The following is a 15493-nucleotide window of genomic DNA, read 5'->3' on the forward strand; positions in this document are numbered from 1 at the left end:
AGTTCGCGCGGCCAACGCCTGGCGAGCCGGCGCGCACCCGATCATGCCGGTCGCCCTGACCCGTCGGCCATTACGCAATCCGATTTGTTCTCACAATGTTCTTGACGGCAACCCTGACATCATGTAAGGGTTTACACTCTTTCGCATGTTGGCCAATTTTCTCGAAGGGGGAACCGCCATGAGTGATGCTGAAACAAACGCCGTCGGAAAGCGCGATCTTTCCGGCCTCTTGGATATTCTCACAAGCGCCGTGACGACCCTGGATGCCTATGGTGTCGACGGATACAGCGACCTCTACCTCTACGTGTCGGGGCATCGAGGCGACGAGGTCGTAACCGAACTCGCCGTGGAGAAGAACAGGTTCTGGATGTCGGAAGCCGGGCTCGGCGGAACGGTGCCCCGCTACATTCGCGCGGACGAGGAGGGCAACCGGCGTTCGCTGCTCGTTGCCGAACTCTGCTATGCCATGTTCCACTGGCACCTCGGCTCCGACGACATCGCCGGCTATCTGGGCTGCGGCACCTACCTGCTCGATCGCTGGATCGCCGATGCCCGCTCGGGCAATGGATCGGCGGTGCTCTCGGTCGCCATCGCCAACGACATCCGCCGCCTCGTGATCGTGGAGTCCGAGCGCATCATACTGGGCATTCCCGACGGCATGGCTGCGGATTGGGTCCGTCAGCCCCGCAGCGCCTTCGGTGGCCGGTCGATCGCGGACCTTCTCCTCAACGACGGGGAGATCGGCTTCCGTCGCATCCAGATGTTCCTGCTCAACGGTATCGCAGCTGCCTACCCGACGGTGCATTGATGTTGCGCGAGTCTGACCCCGCGCTTGCCAGCGCGGCCGCTCTGCTCTCATCGAGCCTGAACTACCGCGTCCTGCGCCGCCTGGACCTGGGCGATGGTTCCCTCGAGCTGCACGCATACGATGCAGCCCGGCCGCTCTCCGTCGCTGCCGCTCTCGACGTCGAGACGACCGGCCTGGATGTCGCCTGCGACAAGATCATCGAGCTGGCGATCCGCCGCTTCGCCTATGACGAGGAAGGGCGGATCGTTCGGATCGGGCGAGCGCGTTCGTGGCGGGAGGATCCCGGTGTTCCTCTCCATGCTGAGATCACGCGGGTGACGGGTCTGACGGACCCCGACCTCGCCGGGCAGAGCATCGACGCCGCCGAGGCCGCAGCAGTTCTGACGTCGTGCGGGGCGGTATTCAGCCACAACGCCGCCTTTGACCGGCCCTTCGTCGAGCGCCGTCTGCCCCGAGCAGCCGGGCTCGATTGGGGATGCAGTCTGGCGGACGTCGACTGGGACGAGTTCGGATTCGAGGGCCGGGCACTGGGCTGGCTGGCGGCGCAGTCAGGCTGGTTCTTCGACGCCCACCGCGCCGCTGCCGACGTCGATGCGCTGATCGCCCTTCTGGCCCATGCGGGCCCCGATCGGCGCACGGTGCTGGCGTCGGCGCTGGAGGGGATGAACAGGGCCGGGTGGAAGGTGAGCGCCGAGGGCGCCGGCTTCGAGGCGCGGCACGTGCTGAAGGCACGGGGCTACCGCTGGGACGGGCGCCTCAAGGAATGGTGGCGCGAGGTCCGCGATGGCGACGTCGACTGCGAGCGTCGCTGGCTGGAGGACCACGTCTACGCGCCGGGCATGGGCGCGCGCCGCCCTGGTCCGCGGGTGCAGGTCATCCACAGCGGCAACCGCTACTCGCTGCCGAGCTAGCTTGGGTTGGAGCGGTCTGCGAGCGAGACGCGGCCGTTCGTCAGCCGTTCGACCTCGAGGTCCAGCTGTGCCGGCCATGTCCCCGGCATCAGTCTCCCGTTCCTCCGCGCGATCGCGGCGTCGATAACGAGGCGGGCATCCTCGATCGAGAGGACGGCGTGCCTCGAAGGCACCGACTGCGCGGTCCGGAAGTCGTGGCGCGGTTGCCTCGTGAGAAGCTTCACCTCGTCGATCCTGGTTCCCACGAGACGGCGCGAGACATGTCCGCGGTGCAGCTTTGGCGACCGGCGCACGACAACGTCCGCGCCGGCTTGCTTCAGCATTTTCTCGAGTTCGCGCCATTGAGTGGACCAGTCCGCCGGCAGCAGGATTGTGGGCGTTATGCGGTTGCCCGCGGGGGCGAGGCTTCCCGTGCGATTCACCGCATCGACGATTGCCTGCCTGACCTCGTCTGCGGTAGGATCGCCGCGGTAGACCCGGCTGCCGAGTACGGTCGTCGAGAAGAGGTCGATCACCAGACAGAGCGATGGCCTGAATTCAGCGTCGTCCGCCGCCACGAAGAGGTCCGGCCGGGGGTGATCGATGACCAGCACTTCGCCGAAGGAGTGGGCCACGTGGCCTGTCGGACTTTTGGCGTTGAGGCTGAACGGCGGCACGGTTGCGTCGCGTTTCAACGCCGCGCCTTCGATAACGCGCGCCACGATCTCGTCACCCGCCCGGCCCGCCTCGTCTGCGATGCCTTCTTCCACGCGGCTTCGGCCCCTGGCATGTGGCGCCAGGTCGATCAGGCTCCTGCGTCGCGTCCACTTGCGCAGCAGTGAATAGAACCTGGTGCGGCCGAGGTTAAGTGCGGCCATTGCCTCGGCCAGGTCGCCCTGGGTGGGCACCGCAAGCGCGGTGTATTCGTCGAACACCAGCGCGCGGCTCCGCGCGACCGCCTTCTTCGTCTCCGGCAGCGCGAGCCATGCGGGATCCTTCTCGTCCTGCGCGGGCGCGGATTGTGGCGGTGCCTTGTCAGTCATGTCTTTCCTTCGGGACGATCGCACGCGAACTTTCTCCACTCAAACGAAAAAGTGACACTCATCTTGATTTTCCGTTTGGCCGAGGTTAGATCGATGTCACTTTATAGCTCATGTAGGGGAATTGCATGGAAGGGGCAGCCAAGGTCTCGTCACATGATCGTGATCACGCGAAGCCGGCGCTGGACATCGTGCTGGACGGTTTTTGGGAAGCGAGGGCAGGTGGTCAGCGGTTTTTGCGAAGCAGCCCGAGCGCGCGCTGCAGGAGCGACGGATCGCGCCCCCAGCGCGGAGGTCCGAAATGATCGCGGGCGTCCTCGGGCAGAGTGTCGAGCACCTCGGCGGGCGTCTGCGCAAGCTGGACCGGCCGCGACGCCAGGACGAAGCGCGTGCCGCTGGCGGAATTGCGGCTGGCCGTGATCGTCAGACGGTCGAACTGGGGCAACTTCGTCTCCACCACCGCGGACAGCAGGCGCCCTACGCATGCCGAACAGATGCTGGCGGGAAAGACCTCGCTGGTGATCAGCTCAGACCGTTGCGCGACACGGATGACGAGGCCTTGCCCGATAGGCAGCGTAGCCGTGATCAGCGGGAAGACTCCCGTCAGGATCATCGTTCGCGGTCCCGCCGGATCTCCGGTTTCGATGGTGACGCGCCCGCCATCCCGTCTGGCGGCGATCTCAAGCACCTCGACGGCCGACAGCCCGCAAGCGGCGAGCACGTCGCGAACAGCGGCGTCGATGGTCCAGGACCATGCGGGCATAGGCGCCCGGAACTGCAGGAGGCCACCGGGAGCCGCCACGTCGATATCGCGAATGGAGGGCGCGGCCGCGTGCAGGAGAGCGGCGTCGCAAGCGGCGGCGTCGGCCAGGCGCGTCACTTTCCGGGCATCCCGCCGCAGGTCGTTGGAGCCGTGCCGCACGACCGTCGTCCGCTCCCCGAGGCGAAGCTCTCCGGTGTTCCAGTTGTAGGTCGGGGTCGGAAGTCGGGTGATCTGCAGCTCGGCGAGCGGTGGCGTGCTCGCTTCGCCGATCCTGGGTGGCAGGATCTCGATCAAACTTCGGACGCAGCTGGAGATGGACATCGCGCCTTGATAGTCGGTGACGCTTTCCATCCTGTTACGGCATCGGCGGCGTCAGGCAGGATCCTGGTGGGGCTTGATGCGCGCCAGGCCGGTGCCGCGCCATATGAACGGCAGGCCGCCCCCTGTTACTACCACGTGAGCGCAGGCGAATGTCTCGGCGGGGCCGGCGGCGGCTTGGAACCGTTCAATCTGATGATGGAAGCTGGCGCGCGCGTCCCCGAGCCACTCCTCGATGTCGGACACTCCGAGCAGTGGTGTAGCGCTTCCCGCTGGCCATTCCGACATCAGGAAGGCGTGGGTGCCCGCGTCGACGGCGACCACACCGAGGCCGCGATCCTGGGCGAAGGCATGGATCGCCGGAACGGCCTCTCGTTCCTCGATCGGCTGGCATATGGGATCGCCCTCCTTGCCGAAGTAGTAAGCCGCGCAGTGGATGCCTCGTTCCTCGTCATGGATTGCATGGACGAGGTCCTGCGGCCGGCCCGTCTCGTCGAAATTGATCCAAACGTAGGTCAATTCGGATGGCCTGCTGATACGCGTGCTTCTGGCGGTCATTTCTATCTCCTTTGGGGGGCTTTCTTTCGGCACGGAGGAGCCGTCCCGTTCGTGCGATGCGCGATCGCGCCACTGCGCCGCGCACCAAACAGGTGCGCTGATCACGTCGGTGCTTTGGCTAAGCGGGGTGCTCGATGATGAGCGGAGTGGCCATCGAGAGGACCGTGCCTCCGGTGCCGCCGTCGGGCCGCAGGCTCGACGCAGGCGCCTTCCTCTTTTCGGACCTCGCCGCTGACCTTGTCCGTGACCCTTCTCGCCGGACGAGCTCACAGTCCTGCACCGGTGAGTTCATGTCGCTCACGACCTCAAGGCGACTTGTGTTCGAAAGCGCGGGCGAGCGCGACCTGCTCATGATCCTCGACGTCGACTACAGGACGGTCGAGCTGACGACCCAGCCCGAGCGCTTCCGTGTTCACAACGGGCGCCGCTGGACCACCTACGTGCCCGACGTGTTCGCCGCGTCCCTTCATGGCGAACGCTGTTTCTTCCAGGTCAAGCCGGGCGCGCGGTTCGCTGCCGATCCGACGCTTAAGGGCCGTATCGACGCGATTGAGGAAGAGTCGGCGCTCCGCGGGGCCGTCCACCGGCTCTGTCCTCGCGAAGGCCTCAGGGTCGGCCACCGTCTTCGTAATGCGCGCTGGATACACGCTGCGGCGACCGCGATCGATCCGATTGAGGCGCGCCTGGTCCACTCCATTCTGCGCGGCTTCAATTCTCCCTGCCGTCTGGGCGAACTCCGGCAGGGCGGCCTGGATACGCGTCTCCGCAACTGCCTGCTCGGCCTGGTCGGGCATCGCGAGGCTGCAATCGCGCTAGCGGCACCCATAGACGACGAATTGGAGGTGTTCTGGTGAGTACGGCGGTGAACCGGCTCGCCCTGAACGTCGGCGACACCGTCCTGATCGGCGGTCCGGCGGACGACCTGCTGAAGGTCGTCAAGCGCATCCGGCGGGGTTGGCTGGTCCAGCGCCACGGCTCCGAAACGACCGAGACCGTCACTGATCTGGAATTGGTCCACGCCTATCATGAGCAGCGCCTGACGAGGTGGGCGATCAATCTCGAGGGCATGGACGACGTCCGGGCCGCGAAGCTCAAGTCAGCGTTCGACGCCTGGCCTCCGCACTGCCAGCGCGAGTGCTTGCGCCGGCTCGCCTTCGTCACGGCTGTCGACGAGATCCGCGACGCGCATCGAACGGCGTTGTCCGCATGCAAGGCGGCAGTGACGGTTGTTTGGGACGAAATGTCAGCTGATTGGCAGCAGGAGGAGCGCGATGCCGCGGTCAGCGGGGCGTCGGGCAAGCGCCGTCGCAATGGGGTGGAGCAGGGCGGCGACGCGGTGACAGTCAAGACCCTGAAGTCGCCGAAACCGTCCACCGTCCGCACGTGGTATGCCGACTGGGTGGGGTCCGGTCGCAACGAGATGGCGCTCATGCCCGCCTTCGAGAAGCGGGGTCATCGCACACCGCGGTATGCAGTGGCCGCCAACGACGACGAGAAGGACACCTATCAGTTGATGGAGGAGGCGGCGAAGGGGGCCTACCTCGATCTGTTAAAGCGCTCCAAGCAGATCGCGTTCGAGTTCTACCAGTCACTGTGCGCCAAACTCGAAATCCCGAGCGTGTCGGGCAGGACTTTTCGGCGTTTTCTCTCGCGCCATTACGACGACTACGACCGCTGTGCCGCCCGGGAGGGAAAGAAGGCGGCTTGGCTGAAGTTCGGTATCTTCGTGCTGCGCGATCTTCCGGATCGTCCGCTCGAGGAAGTCGAGGTCGACCATTGTCTGGTCGACCTGGTCGTCGTGGACGAGAACGGAAAGGCGATCGGCCGTCCCTGGATAACCGTGCTGCTTGACCGCGCGACGAAGTGCATCGTCGGCATCCACGTCAGTTTCATGCCTCCGAGCTACCTTACCGTGCAGCGGGCATTGGCACATGCGCTGTATGAGAAGGACCTTTCGGCCTTTCCGGGATTGAAGAACGGCTGGCCCTGCTTTGGGTTGGTTGAATGGCTGATCAGCGACCGGGGCAAGGAGTTCCTGAGCCGCAGCTTTCGGACGGCGTGCCTGCTGCTGCACGTTTACCCAATCGCCCTTCCGGGGCGGAAGCCGTGGCTGAAGGGGGCGGTGGAGCGCATCTTCAGGACGCTTCACGCCCGTGTGTTCGACTTGCAGGAGGGTTCCACGAAGGCTTGGAACGCCGACACCTACAATTCAGCCAAGCGCGCGCGGGTCACACGACCTGAGCTCGACCGGATGATCGTCGAGTGGATAGTGGACGACTACCATCAGCGCCCTCACCCTGCCCTGAAACGCAAGCATGGTAGGGAAATGACGCCGGACGAGGCTTGGGCCATGTTGGTCGAGCGTTTCGGGGTGCGCTTTGCACCCGACCCCCATCATGCGTTCCGTCTCACCGGCGAAATCTTCGAACGCAAGATACTCGGCACTGGGATCCGTATCAAAGGGCATATCTACGTAAACGAGCCGCTGCTCTCGCGGCTCCTCCGGCGGACTGGGGCGAAGGAGCGGTATTGGACGTTCCGCCGCGACCGGGCCGACCTTGGGCGCATCTGGATCCTCGTGGAGGGTGAGGGCTGGCACGAGATCCGCAACCTCGATTACGATCTGACCGACGGCGTGTCCGAGCAGCAGTTCGCGATCTGGAAGGGAGATGCTCTCGATCACGCCGCATCTGACGAGGAACCCTGCGTCGCCGATCTGTATGAGGCGCGCGCTCGCGTGGAGGCTACACGCGATGCGGCCCTGTCAGGCGCGAACACGCTGGCGTCGGCGCTGCGGTGGGCCCGCTACGGCGACATGGGTGAGACGTTTACCCCTATCCCGGGGTTTGGTCCGTCGCGTGAACAGGCGAGCTCGCCTGTTCCTTCGCTGCTCCCGCCACCGTCGCCTGCGGAGCTGGCGATCACCGATGAGACCAGCTCAGACCGGTCGGTAGAGAGTGACCCTGAGGGCGATGACCCCCCTGAGGGCGCCGGGCAAGGCACCGACGCTCTCGCCGCGATCATCGATGAGGAAGCGCTGAAGCTGCTTGAGGAGATGGGCGGATGATGTTCCCGGACGGCTATGACGAGGGCGAGGTCGAAGCCGCGACGGTGGCGGCAAAGTTGGAGAATGGCATCATTCCCCATCCTGCGCTGAAGAACGCGCAGAAGGCGCTGCGCCTGCATCAGCTCCGGAGCCTTCCATTGGACGGTCGGGCCCCCCAGGCGGGACACCTTCTACTGGTTACCGGCGAGCCTGGTGCCGGCAAGAGCACTCTTCTCGCGCTGCACAAGGAACGGTTCAAGGACGTGCGGGACGAGGACGGCCTGAGGATCACGGCCGTGCTCGCCGAAATGCCCACGCCCTGCACCAAAAAGGGCGTGGTGGAGGCGATTTTCCGCAGCATGCATCATGACGTTCCCAAGGATTGGAATGCCGCCCACATCATCGAGGAGATCGCCAGGCTGGTGCGCGAGCACCACGTCTTGATGATCATGCTCGACGAAGCCGATCGCATCTTCGGAGTTGATACCGAGGGGGTCGCCAAGTTTCTCGTGTCGCTGCTCAACACCGTCAAGGCGCAGTTCGTTCTGGCGGGGGCGCCCACGCTGCTGAAGCTCAATTCGACCTACGGACTCGAGCGGCGGACGGAAGAGGACATCGTCTTGGCGCCCTACCGGTGGGACACCGGCGACGGGCAGAAGAACTTCAGGACCCTGCTCCAGGTGTTTGACCATAGGTTGGGACTCGGCAAGCTCGCGGGGCTTCATGAGTTTGACCTCGCGAGACGTATATACGTGGCCACGGGCGGGCATGTCGGCATAGTCTCCAAGCTGCTCGTCGCCGCTGCCCGGAGGGCCGCCGAGGGTGGCCGGACACTGGATCGTAAACTCCTCGGCGACACCTGGGCTGATCTGCGAAGGAAGGATCAGGAGCCGGAGGACATCGACTTCGACCGGGACGTGATGAAGGATCCGGTGAAACCGAAGCCACCGGTTCTTCGCGAGGACAATCCACTTCTGTGCCGGGCGGATAGGGTCAAGGCCATCTGGGCGGCACAGCGCGCGGCGGCGGCCGAGGCCGAGGCCGCGCAGGAGGTGGCGAAGCGCGGCCGCCGGACGATCCCCGGGCGCCGACGGTCAGCGCGGACCTAGTTGGCCCGTGAGCTCCCTCCTTCCCCTTACCTTACGCTCGCGGGAGCATGAACCGGCTCACGCCGCGATGGTTCGGCTCGCGCGCCGTTGGGGTGCTGGAGACGCTGTGCGCTTCGCAAGGTCTTTCGGTGCCTCGTTGCGTGACCTGACATCGGGTCGCCGGGTAGCCCTGTTTGCGGACCGCGCCGGATTGGATGCTGCGGAAGTTGTTCGAGCGTCGCCCCTGATCCGGGCCCGAAGTCGGACGGTGGAACTGCACGGAGAGGTTCTGCAGCTTGGCGACTGGTCTCTCCGTTCACGCCGCCGTTGCCCCATCTGCGTCCAGACGGATGCCGACGACGCCGGGCAGATCGGGATACCTGCGGAATGGTGGGCGACTAGCCGGAGCTGGTGGGACATCCGTTCAATCGACGTCTGCCCGGAACATCATGTTCGCATGATTGACCGGTGTGCCTCCTGCGGATCACTTCATGACTGGAAGTCCGGCCTTCTGGTTTGCCGGTGCGGAGCGACGAACGGCCCTCGCGTCTGCATCGAGGGTGACCCGGCGTTCTCCCGATACGTGCTCGGGCGGCTCTCACTTTGCCATCCGACGTTGGTTCCCGTCCTCGACGGCATGGCGCTGGACGAGGCAGTGAGAACGGCTGAACTCCTCGGCGCTTCGCGCCTCCCCTGGAGCCCGGTGAAGCCGAAGCGCACCTATGCCGACGAAGTGACGGATCGTCTGCAGGGGCTTCGGCTCGCCCTCGACTGGCCGGCCGGTTTGCTCAAGTCTTTGGATGAACTCGTCGCTGGCTACGATCTGCGGCCGGCCCAGGGCCTGATCGCCGCATACGGCTGGGTCTACTCTGAGATGTGCATGGGCGACGTTTCGCAGGCCACGTCGGGCCTGGTGGCTGGCGTTGTGCGAGAGCACGCGGTTCGGAGCGGCATCATTGCGAGAGACGAGGACCGGCTTGGCGGGGATGTTCCCGAGACGATGACCGCCAAGACGGCTGCCAAGTGCCTCGGTTATGGCTACGAAAGGACCCGGCGCACCCTGGAGCAGGCAGGGGCGATACCGACTGGTTCTCGGCGGGGGGTGGCCTTCGCCCTCGACCCCTCCGCCGTGGGGCGGCTGAGCCGCAGGGAGCAGAGCGTGCCGCCATCGGCTCTGCTTTCGATTGGCCGCACTCAGGCGCGGAAACTCCTCCGCGATGAGGGTCTGCGCGCCGCAATCCGTCCGGATGCCGGGGACCAGGCATCTGCGCTGGTAGGCATCATCAGCTCGCTCGCGATGCCGGGAGACCGGCAAGCAAACGTGCCTTTGTCCGCGGCCTGCCGGAATATGTCGGTTCCGCTGGCTGCGGCTTGCCGGGGCATTATCGAGGGCAACGTGCGTGTCCGCCTGAAAGGCTCTGAGGCCGGGCTCCGCGCCGTCCTTGTTCGGCAGGCAGACCTCGCCCCACTCCGGAAGCCCAGAGACAGAATGACCGTCGAGGCGATCGCACGTCAATCTGGCCTGCACCACGACGCAGTGAGAAGCCTCGTCCGGTGCGGCGCGTTCGGGGAGGCCGAACGCGGGCAGGTGGCCGCCACCGCGGTGCGCCGATTTCTAGACGAGCATGTGACGGCCGCAGAGCTGTCCCGCGATCGGAACACGTCTTCCACCGCCATTCGGCGGACATTGGAAAAGATGGGAGTGGTCCCGGCGTTCGGGCCGCCGGAGTGCCGCCAACTGATATACCGTCGCTGCGACTTGCCGACGATACACTGATGGCCGCACTCGCGATCGATCTTGACCGCGTCACTTTGGCGCCGCTCACCGTCCGTTTTCGTGAAGGTGAGGCGGCGAGCTCCCTGCTGCGCCGTCTAGCCGTGCGACGGGGCTGCGAGACCGTCCAAAGTTTCCTAAAGACGATCCCTCACTGCCCCGCCGTGCTCGCTAAGAGCGTCCCTACGGGTCAGCATCTCGATGTCGTCGCACGCCTTTCTGGAATCGGCTTGGAAGCTATCGCAGCATCCACTCCGGTGCGCACCACCCGCGGTTACATGTTGGGCGAGGTCCTGCTCGAGCGTGGCGGCAAGCTTGGAGTGGGGCCCGGATCAACCGGCAAGGTCTGCCCGGCTTGTCTCCTCGAGGATCGGGAATCATTGGATGGACCGCTGGAATGCCGACCCTATCGTCGCTTCTGGTGGGATCTTGACGGGATCGATGGCTGTCCGACGCACAACATCCCTCTGCTAAGGCAATGCCCTGACTGCGGCGTGTCGTCCCACGTTATCAACATAAGGCCGGATCGCTGCAGGTGCGCCCTCGATCTCGCAGGGCCAGCGGAAGAACCGGCGACGGGCTATGATGCGGACGTGCTTCGCATGGTCAGAGGTGGGCCGCGCCCGTGGTGGGCGCACGGCCTTTCGATTCGGTCCGTCACCAGTCTCGCGCTCAGGGTTGGGCTTCTGGAGGCGAAGGGTTCCCGAGTGGCTGAGGTGCGCCGCCTGGAGTCGCGTGAACGGATGGGGATGACGTCACTCGGGGCGACTCTGCTGGACTCAGGGTGGAGCGAGATTGATGCTCTATTTGACAGGCGAGCCGCGGCTGGTCGCCGCAGAAATGCGGGCGAGATATATGGCGATCTGCTTAAATGGCTGGAGAGGCGGGACGAGGAAGGCCTCACACCTTTCAAAGAGCGAATGGCCGAACATGCGGCGGGTGCCCTTCGGGAAGTGCACGGCAGCTCCATGTTCGGACTGAACCTCGATGAGGTCGGGCGCTCTCGGCATTCGCTCCGGAGCCCTGAACCTGCTGGCTCGGCCTTTCGTGATGCCCTGAACCGGGCAAGGCAACATGTAGAACATGGCCGTAGCGAAGACCTTGCCGCTGTTCTCGGCCTCACCCGCGGACAGCTCCAGAGCATGATGCACAAGGATCCCGTAGACAGGCTCGATGGTGCGGTGCGAAATCGCCACAACACATATCGCTACGACACTATCGGCGCGCTCGGATTCATGGACCTGGCAGCGGGTGCCCCGGTTTTCGTGGATGTCCCCGAGACCTTTGTGCCACTACTTGAGGTGCGTCGGCTTCGGCGCACGTGGGTCGCGGTCTACAGGGCCCTCCGGGAGAAGCGGATGAGCGTTGCTGGACTGCGCGATGGTCAGTCCGGCCTGGCCGCCATTCTCGTCCACCGGGATGAGGTTCGCGCCGCTTGCCCTGTTGAGCGGCCGGGATGGGACGAAAGCTCGCTTTCCAATCCGGAAGCGCGGAAACGGCTCGGCGTGACCTCAGGGACGCTGCAAGCGCTGCGGCGACGTGGGATCGTGCGCTTCGTTCGGCGCCGGTCAGCGGACGACAAATCGAGCAACGCGCCCTCCCTCGAATCGGTGGAGGCTTTCGAGAGGGATTACGTGACGTTGAAGGGGCTAGGTTGCGAGTTCGGGGCCCCGAGTTTGGAACTGGCGCAATCACTGGAGGACGCTGGGATCCGCACCATACTGGAGGATGGGCACCAAGACTTGATCTTCCTCAGGGGAGAGGCGATGTTCGCGTTGGCTTCCGGCAAAATCGCGTCAGTCTAATTGAGTCCAAACCATCCCGCGTTTAAGCCTAATTGAGTCCGAGATGATCTTTTATGTGGCCATATGACCGATAATTCGCACCTTAATTGGTTCCGCTAAGACGTGATCGCCACCAGCAGGCGCGTTCGCCAATTGGGTTCGACATCATTGAGTGCCAGGTTGCTGGTGTCGAGGCGCACCTCGCCGCCGCCCATTTTCACACTGCGCCCATTCAGTTGAACGAGCAGATCATTGTTGTCGCGAGCGACGATATCGATGACTTTTTGCGCCAGTGCAGCCTGGGCCGAGAGACTCGCCGCATCGCGCACAGCCGCTTCCGCCCAATCCGCATTGCGGCCCCTCATTTCCGCCAGCGAACGGATATAGGCGATGGCATCATTGAGCGCCTTGGCTTCGCTTGCGCTTCCGGTTTTCGGGCCGGCAGTTTCGTCGGCTGCAGCTTTGTCACCTTCCTCCTTTTTTGGATTGGTCGCAGGGGTGACGCCCGGCGCGCCCAATTGTACAGGAGTGGCTGCCCCGACATTGGTGCCCGGCGCCATTGCTGCAACATGACTGGCCGTCAGGATGAACGCCCCGGCACTTGCGGCACGTGCGCCGCTGGGGCTGACATATGTCACCACCGGCATTGGCGCGTTGACGATCGCACGGATGATCTCCCGCATCGAGGTGTCGAGGCCGCCGGGCGTATCCATGCGGATTACGATCATTGGCGCGCCCGCTTCTGCGGCCGAGGCGATCCCACCAGAGACATAGTCGGCGGTGGCGGGACCTATCGCTCCGTCGATCGTGAGTACGGGAACTCCCCGGTCGGTCGCCAGTCGCTCAGCCCGGGCGAATGGCTGCGAAAAACCAAGCAACAGGCACAGGGCGAGCAGGCATCGCAACAAGGAAATATGGCGTGGCCTGTCCATAGGAAACCTCTCTCCCTACGCCCCAGACTGGGAATTTCTATTTGTTATATTTCGAATTGTCTCACATTCTGGGCTTGGATACGAGAAAATTGAACCGGGCAGCGGATAGCTTAGTGTCTGACCCGAAACTAAGGTGGGTGATATCAGCAGGTTAGCTTGACGCCGTGCCTTGCCGTTGATTCAGGAGGTTTTGCGAAGAACTTCCGGAGATCAGCGATGTGGACCGATACCACCCGCGCGCATCATTCGCGCAAAGGCCTCGCCCTGCCAAGCGATTTGACCGATGGTGAGTGGGCCGTTCTGGAGCCCTTTTTCCCGCCGCCATCGCAGACTGGGCGGCCTCGCAAATGGCCAGTCCGGCGCATTGTCGAGGCGATCCTTTACCTGCTTCGCGGCGGGTTGCCCTGGCGGATGCTGCCCCCCTGTTTTCCGCCGGCCTCGACCGTGCAGCGCTGGTTCTACTTATGGCGCGATGCGGGCCTGTGGGAACGGATCAACCATTATCTGCTGCAAGACCTACGCACCGCCCAGGGCCGTGAGGCTTCGCCCAGTGCCGGTGTAATCGACAGCCAAAGCGTCAAGACGACCGAAAGCGGAGGTCCGCAGGGCTATGATGCAGGTAAAAAGATCAAGGGGCGCAAGCGTCATATCGTGACCGATACCGAAGGTAATCTGGTTCATGCCGTGGTCCACACCGCCGATATCCAGGACCGTGACGGTGCTCCGCTGCTGCTGGCCGAGATCGTCCGCTCGTTCCCATGGCTGCGGCACGTCTTCGCCGATGGCGGCTATGCCGGGAAGAAGCTCAGGGGTAGCCTCGCCCGGCTCGGGCAGTGGACCATCGAGATCATCAAACGGTCCGACAGGGCAAAGGGCTTCGAAATCCTGCCGCGACGCTGGGTGGTCGAGCGGACATTCGCCTGGCTCGGCCGCAACCGTCGCCTTGCAAAGGACTTCGAACAGACCCTCGCATCGGCCCGCTGCTGGCTGTTCACCGCTTCCGTCCAGCTCCTCACTCGACGCATCGTACGTCTATGAAAATACAGCCGATAGTTTCGAGTCAGATGGGGTGGTTGCCGCCCTCCCCAGACGGCATCGCAATGTGCCAAGATAGTGGTGTTGAAAGGCCACTGAGCGGAAAGGACGGCAACCGTGACAAAGGATATGATGATCGGGGTTGATTTGGCAAAAGCTGTTTTTCAGCTGCATGCCGCGTCGATGACAGGTCAGCTTCGGTTTTGTAAAAAGCTGTCGCGGCAGAGTTTCCTCAAGTTTATGGCCGAGCAGCCTCGTGCGGTGGTTGTGATGGAGGCTTGTGGCAGCGCGCATTACTGGGCCCGCGAGATGACCAGCCTGGGCCACGAGGTGAAGCTGATTGCGCCGCAATACGTGAAGCCGTTTGTGAAGCGGCAGAAGAATGATGCGGCAGACGCCGAGGCGATCGTGATCGCCGCCCAGAGACCGGAAATGCGCTTCGTCGAGCCAAAATCAGCCGAGCAGCAAGGTCGGGCAATGCTGTTCCGGGCGCGGACCCGGCTAGTTCAGCAGCGCACCGAACTGGTCAACATGCTGCGCGCTTTTCTTTACGAGCTCGGTCATGTGGTGCCGCAGGGCATCAATAACGTGTCCCGGATCGCCGCGATCATCACCGAGCCCAACAGCGATCTGCCTGAGATTGCCCGGATTGAATGCCGCGATTTGCTGGAGCAGATCGAAGCAATGACCGTGCGGATTGCGACAAGCGACCGCCGGATCAAGGATCTGGCAGGGCAAGCAGACATGGCTCGAAGGCTACAGACCATGCCTGGAGTGGGGCCGATGACGGCTCTGGCAGTCGAAGCGTTTGCCCCGCCAATGGAGAGCTTCAAATGCGGCAGGGACTTTGCCGCTTGGCTGGGATTGGTGCCGAAACAGCATTCGAGCGGAGGCAAGACCCGTCATGGCCGCGTCTCCAAAGCCGGGCAAAGCGACATTCGCCAGCTGCTTATCATGGGCGCCATGTCGCGATTGAACTGGATGGGCCGAAAATCGATCTCAGAAACATCGTGGCTAGCCCGCATGCTGGCGCGCAAGCCACGGATGCTGGTGGCAATCGCATTGGCCAACAAGATGGCCCGGATGATCTGGGCGATGTTGACGAAACAGGAAGATTATCGAACCCCGGCAACGGCAATCGCCGCCTGATAGAAAGGCTGCGCAAGGCCCAAGCTGGTAAGGGGGAGTGAGAAGGCGACGACCCGAATGGGCAAAATGATCGAACAGATCTGGATCAGGAAAACCAGTTAAGAGTCCCGAGTTTCGAGCTCGTGAATCAGATTTGGACCTGATCCGCGGATCACCATACCGGCCAGCGGCTTCTGGAAAACGCTGCAATCAAAGGCCTGACAGAAGACCGCGCTCGATCACCTGTTCACCGGTTCAAATACTTCTTGCCTCACGGGCGGCAACCACAGAAGACTCTTAACTTGAGATGATCTGCCTTGACCTCGCGC

13 protein-coding genes and 1 pseudogene are annotated in these 15493 nt (G+C 63.8%); 10 read left to right on the top strand and 4 right to left on the bottom strand.

Annotated features, from left to right (window positions below):
• Positions 1-178: 178 nt before the first annotated feature.
• Both AC07X9_RS14635 and AC07X9_RS14640 read left to right on the top strand, forming a co-directional pair.
• Positions 179-808 (top strand): antitoxin Xre/MbcA/ParS toxin-binding domain-containing protein, encoded by a 630-nt coding sequence (locus tag AC07X9_RS14635; RefSeq protein ID WP_176342121.1) that lies wholly within the window; start codon positions 179-181, stop codon positions 806-808.
• The gene (locus tag AC07X9_RS14640; protein ID WP_086485799.1) at positions 808-1719 is read left to right on the top strand and encodes a 3'-5' exonuclease; all 912 of its coding nucleotides are present in this window, start codon (positions 808-810) and stop codon (positions 1717-1719) included. The genes AC07X9_RS14635 and AC07X9_RS14640 overlap by 1 nt, the downstream gene beginning before the upstream one ends.
• Here AC07X9_RS14640 and AC07X9_RS14645 read toward each other — a convergent pair.
• The 3 genes from AC07X9_RS14645 to AC07X9_RS14655 all read right to left on the bottom strand — a co-directional run bounded on the left by AC07X9_RS14645 (position 1716) and on the right by AC07X9_RS14655 (position 4377).
• The gene (locus AC07X9_RS14645; RefSeq protein WP_086485798.1) at positions 1716-2741 is read right to left on the bottom strand and encodes a hypothetical protein; all 1026 of its coding nucleotides are present in this window, start codon (positions 2739-2741) and stop codon (positions 1716-1718) included. The two genes, AC07X9_RS14640 and AC07X9_RS14645, sit on opposite strands and share 4 nt — an antisense overlap.
• 223 nt (positions 2742-2964) lie before the next feature.
• Complete coding sequence (locus tag AC07X9_RS14650) at positions 2965-3852, bottom strand: hypothetical protein (RefSeq protein WP_086485797.1); 888 nt, start codon at positions 3850-3852, stop codon at positions 2965-2967.
• A 21-nt stretch (positions 3853-3873) separates the two neighbouring features.
• On the bottom strand, positions 3874-4377 hold the full coding sequence (locus AC07X9_RS14655) for a hypothetical protein (protein ID WP_017183234.1): 504 nt from the start codon (positions 4375-4377) through the stop codon (positions 3874-3876).
• Between the two features lie 134 nt (positions 4378-4511).
• Between AC07X9_RS14655 and AC07X9_RS14660 the strand changes: the two genes are divergently transcribed.
• The 6 genes and pseudogenes from AC07X9_RS14660 (at position 4512) to AC07X9_RS14685 (ending at position 12090) form a co-directional block, all read left to right on the top strand.
• Positions 4512-5231, top strand: a complete 720-nt coding sequence (locus AC07X9_RS14660; RefSeq protein WP_017183233.1) for a hypothetical protein — start codon at positions 4512-4514, stop codon at positions 5229-5231.
• Positions 5228-7444: a TnsB C-terminal domain-containing protein gene (locus AC07X9_RS14665; protein ID WP_017183232.1), complete on the top strand. Its 2217-nt coding sequence runs from the start codon at positions 5228-5230 to the stop codon at positions 7442-7444. The genes AC07X9_RS14660 and AC07X9_RS14665 overlap by 4 nt, the downstream gene beginning before the upstream one ends.
• Positions 7441-8532, top strand: coding sequence for an ATP-binding protein (locus tag AC07X9_RS14670; RefSeq protein WP_017183231.1), 1092 nt, complete (start codon positions 7441-7443; stop codon positions 8530-8532). Before AC07X9_RS14665 ends, AC07X9_RS14670 begins: the two co-directional genes overlap by 4 nt.
• A gap of 7 nt (positions 8533-8539) precedes the next feature.
• Positions 8540-8956 (top strand): annotated as a pseudogene (locus tag AC07X9_RS14675) (TniQ family protein); the annotation flags it as partial.
• A 12-nt stretch (positions 8957-8968) separates the two neighbouring features.
• Positions 8969-10288, top strand: a complete 1320-nt coding sequence (locus AC07X9_RS14680; protein ID WP_241763645.1) for a hypothetical protein — start codon at positions 8969-8971, stop codon at positions 10286-10288.
• Complete coding sequence (locus AC07X9_RS14685) at positions 10288-12090, top strand: TniQ family protein (protein ID WP_017183229.1); 1803 nt, start codon at positions 10288-10290, stop codon at positions 12088-12090. The genes AC07X9_RS14680 and AC07X9_RS14685 overlap by 1 nt, the downstream gene beginning before the upstream one ends.
• A 95-nt stretch (positions 12091-12185) precedes the next feature.
• On the opposite strand, the gene AC07X9_RS14690 is transcribed toward AC07X9_RS14685, so the two are convergent.
• Entirely contained in the window at positions 12186-13001 is an 816-nt protein-coding gene (locus AC07X9_RS14690; RefSeq protein ID WP_254908082.1) for a Clp protease/crotonase-like domain-containing protein, read from the bottom strand.
• Between the two features lie 216 nt (positions 13002-13217).
• On the opposite strand from AC07X9_RS14690, the gene AC07X9_RS14695 reads away from it, so the two are divergent.
• Positions 13218-14039, top strand: a complete 822-nt coding sequence (locus AC07X9_RS14695; RefSeq protein WP_053556532.1) for an IS5 family transposase — start codon at positions 13218-13220, stop codon at positions 14037-14039.
• A gap of 126 nt (positions 14040-14165) precedes the next feature.
• Positions 14166-15185: an IS110 family RNA-guided transposase gene (locus AC07X9_RS14700; RefSeq protein WP_086485900.1), complete on the top strand. Its 1020-nt coding sequence runs from the start codon at positions 14166-14168 to the stop codon at positions 15183-15185.
• Positions 15186-15493 lie beyond the last annotated feature (308 nt).

The sequence above is a fragment of the Sphingobium sp. GW456-12-10-14-TSB1 genome (assembly GCF_059424385.1).

What these genes read in the sequence shown, in the direction of transcription:
- AC07X9_RS14635 (WP_176342121.1), top strand. Translation starts at nt 179, where the DNA reads ATGAGTGATGCTGAAACAAACGCCGTCGGAAAGCGCGATCTTTCCGGC.
- AC07X9_RS14640 (WP_086485799.1), top strand. Translation starts at nt 808, where the DNA reads ATGTTGCGCGAGTCTGACCCCGCGCTTGCCAGCGCGGCCGCTCTGCTC.
- AC07X9_RS14645 (WP_086485798.1), bottom strand. Translation starts at nt 2,741, where the DNA reads ATGACTGACAAGGCACCGCCACAATCCGCGCCCGCGCAGGACGAGAAG.
- AC07X9_RS14650 (WP_086485797.1), bottom strand. Translation starts at nt 3,852, where the DNA reads ATGGAAAGCGTCACCGACTATCAAGGCGCGATGTCCATCTCCAGCTGC.
- AC07X9_RS14655 (WP_017183234.1), bottom strand. Translation starts at nt 4,377, where the DNA reads ATGACCGCCAGAAGCACGCGTATCAGCAGGCCATCCGAATTGACCTAC.
- AC07X9_RS14660 (WP_017183233.1), top strand. Translation starts at nt 4,512, where the DNA reads ATGATGAGCGGAGTGGCCATCGAGAGGACCGTGCCTCCGGTGCCGCCG.
- AC07X9_RS14670 (WP_017183231.1), top strand. Translation starts at nt 7,441, where the DNA reads ATGATGTTCCCGGACGGCTATGACGAGGGCGAGGTCGAAGCCGCGACG.
- AC07X9_RS14680 (WP_241763645.1), top strand. Translation starts at nt 8,969, where the DNA reads ATGATTGACCGGTGTGCCTCCTGCGGATCACTTCATGACTGGAAGTCC.
- AC07X9_RS14685 (WP_017183229.1), top strand. Translation starts at nt 10,288, where the DNA reads ATGGCCGCACTCGCGATCGATCTTGACCGCGTCACTTTGGCGCCGCTC.
- AC07X9_RS14690 (WP_254908082.1), bottom strand. Translation starts at nt 13,001, where the DNA reads ATGGACAGGCCACGCCATATTTCCTTGTTGCGATGCCTGCTCGCCCTG.
- AC07X9_RS14695 (WP_053556532.1), top strand. Translation starts at nt 13,218, where the DNA reads ATGTGGACCGATACCACCCGCGCGCATCATTCGCGCAAAGGCCTCGCC.
- AC07X9_RS14700 (WP_086485900.1), top strand. Translation starts at nt 14,166, where the DNA reads ATGATGATCGGGGTTGATTTGGCAAAAGCTGTTTTTCAGCTGCATGCC.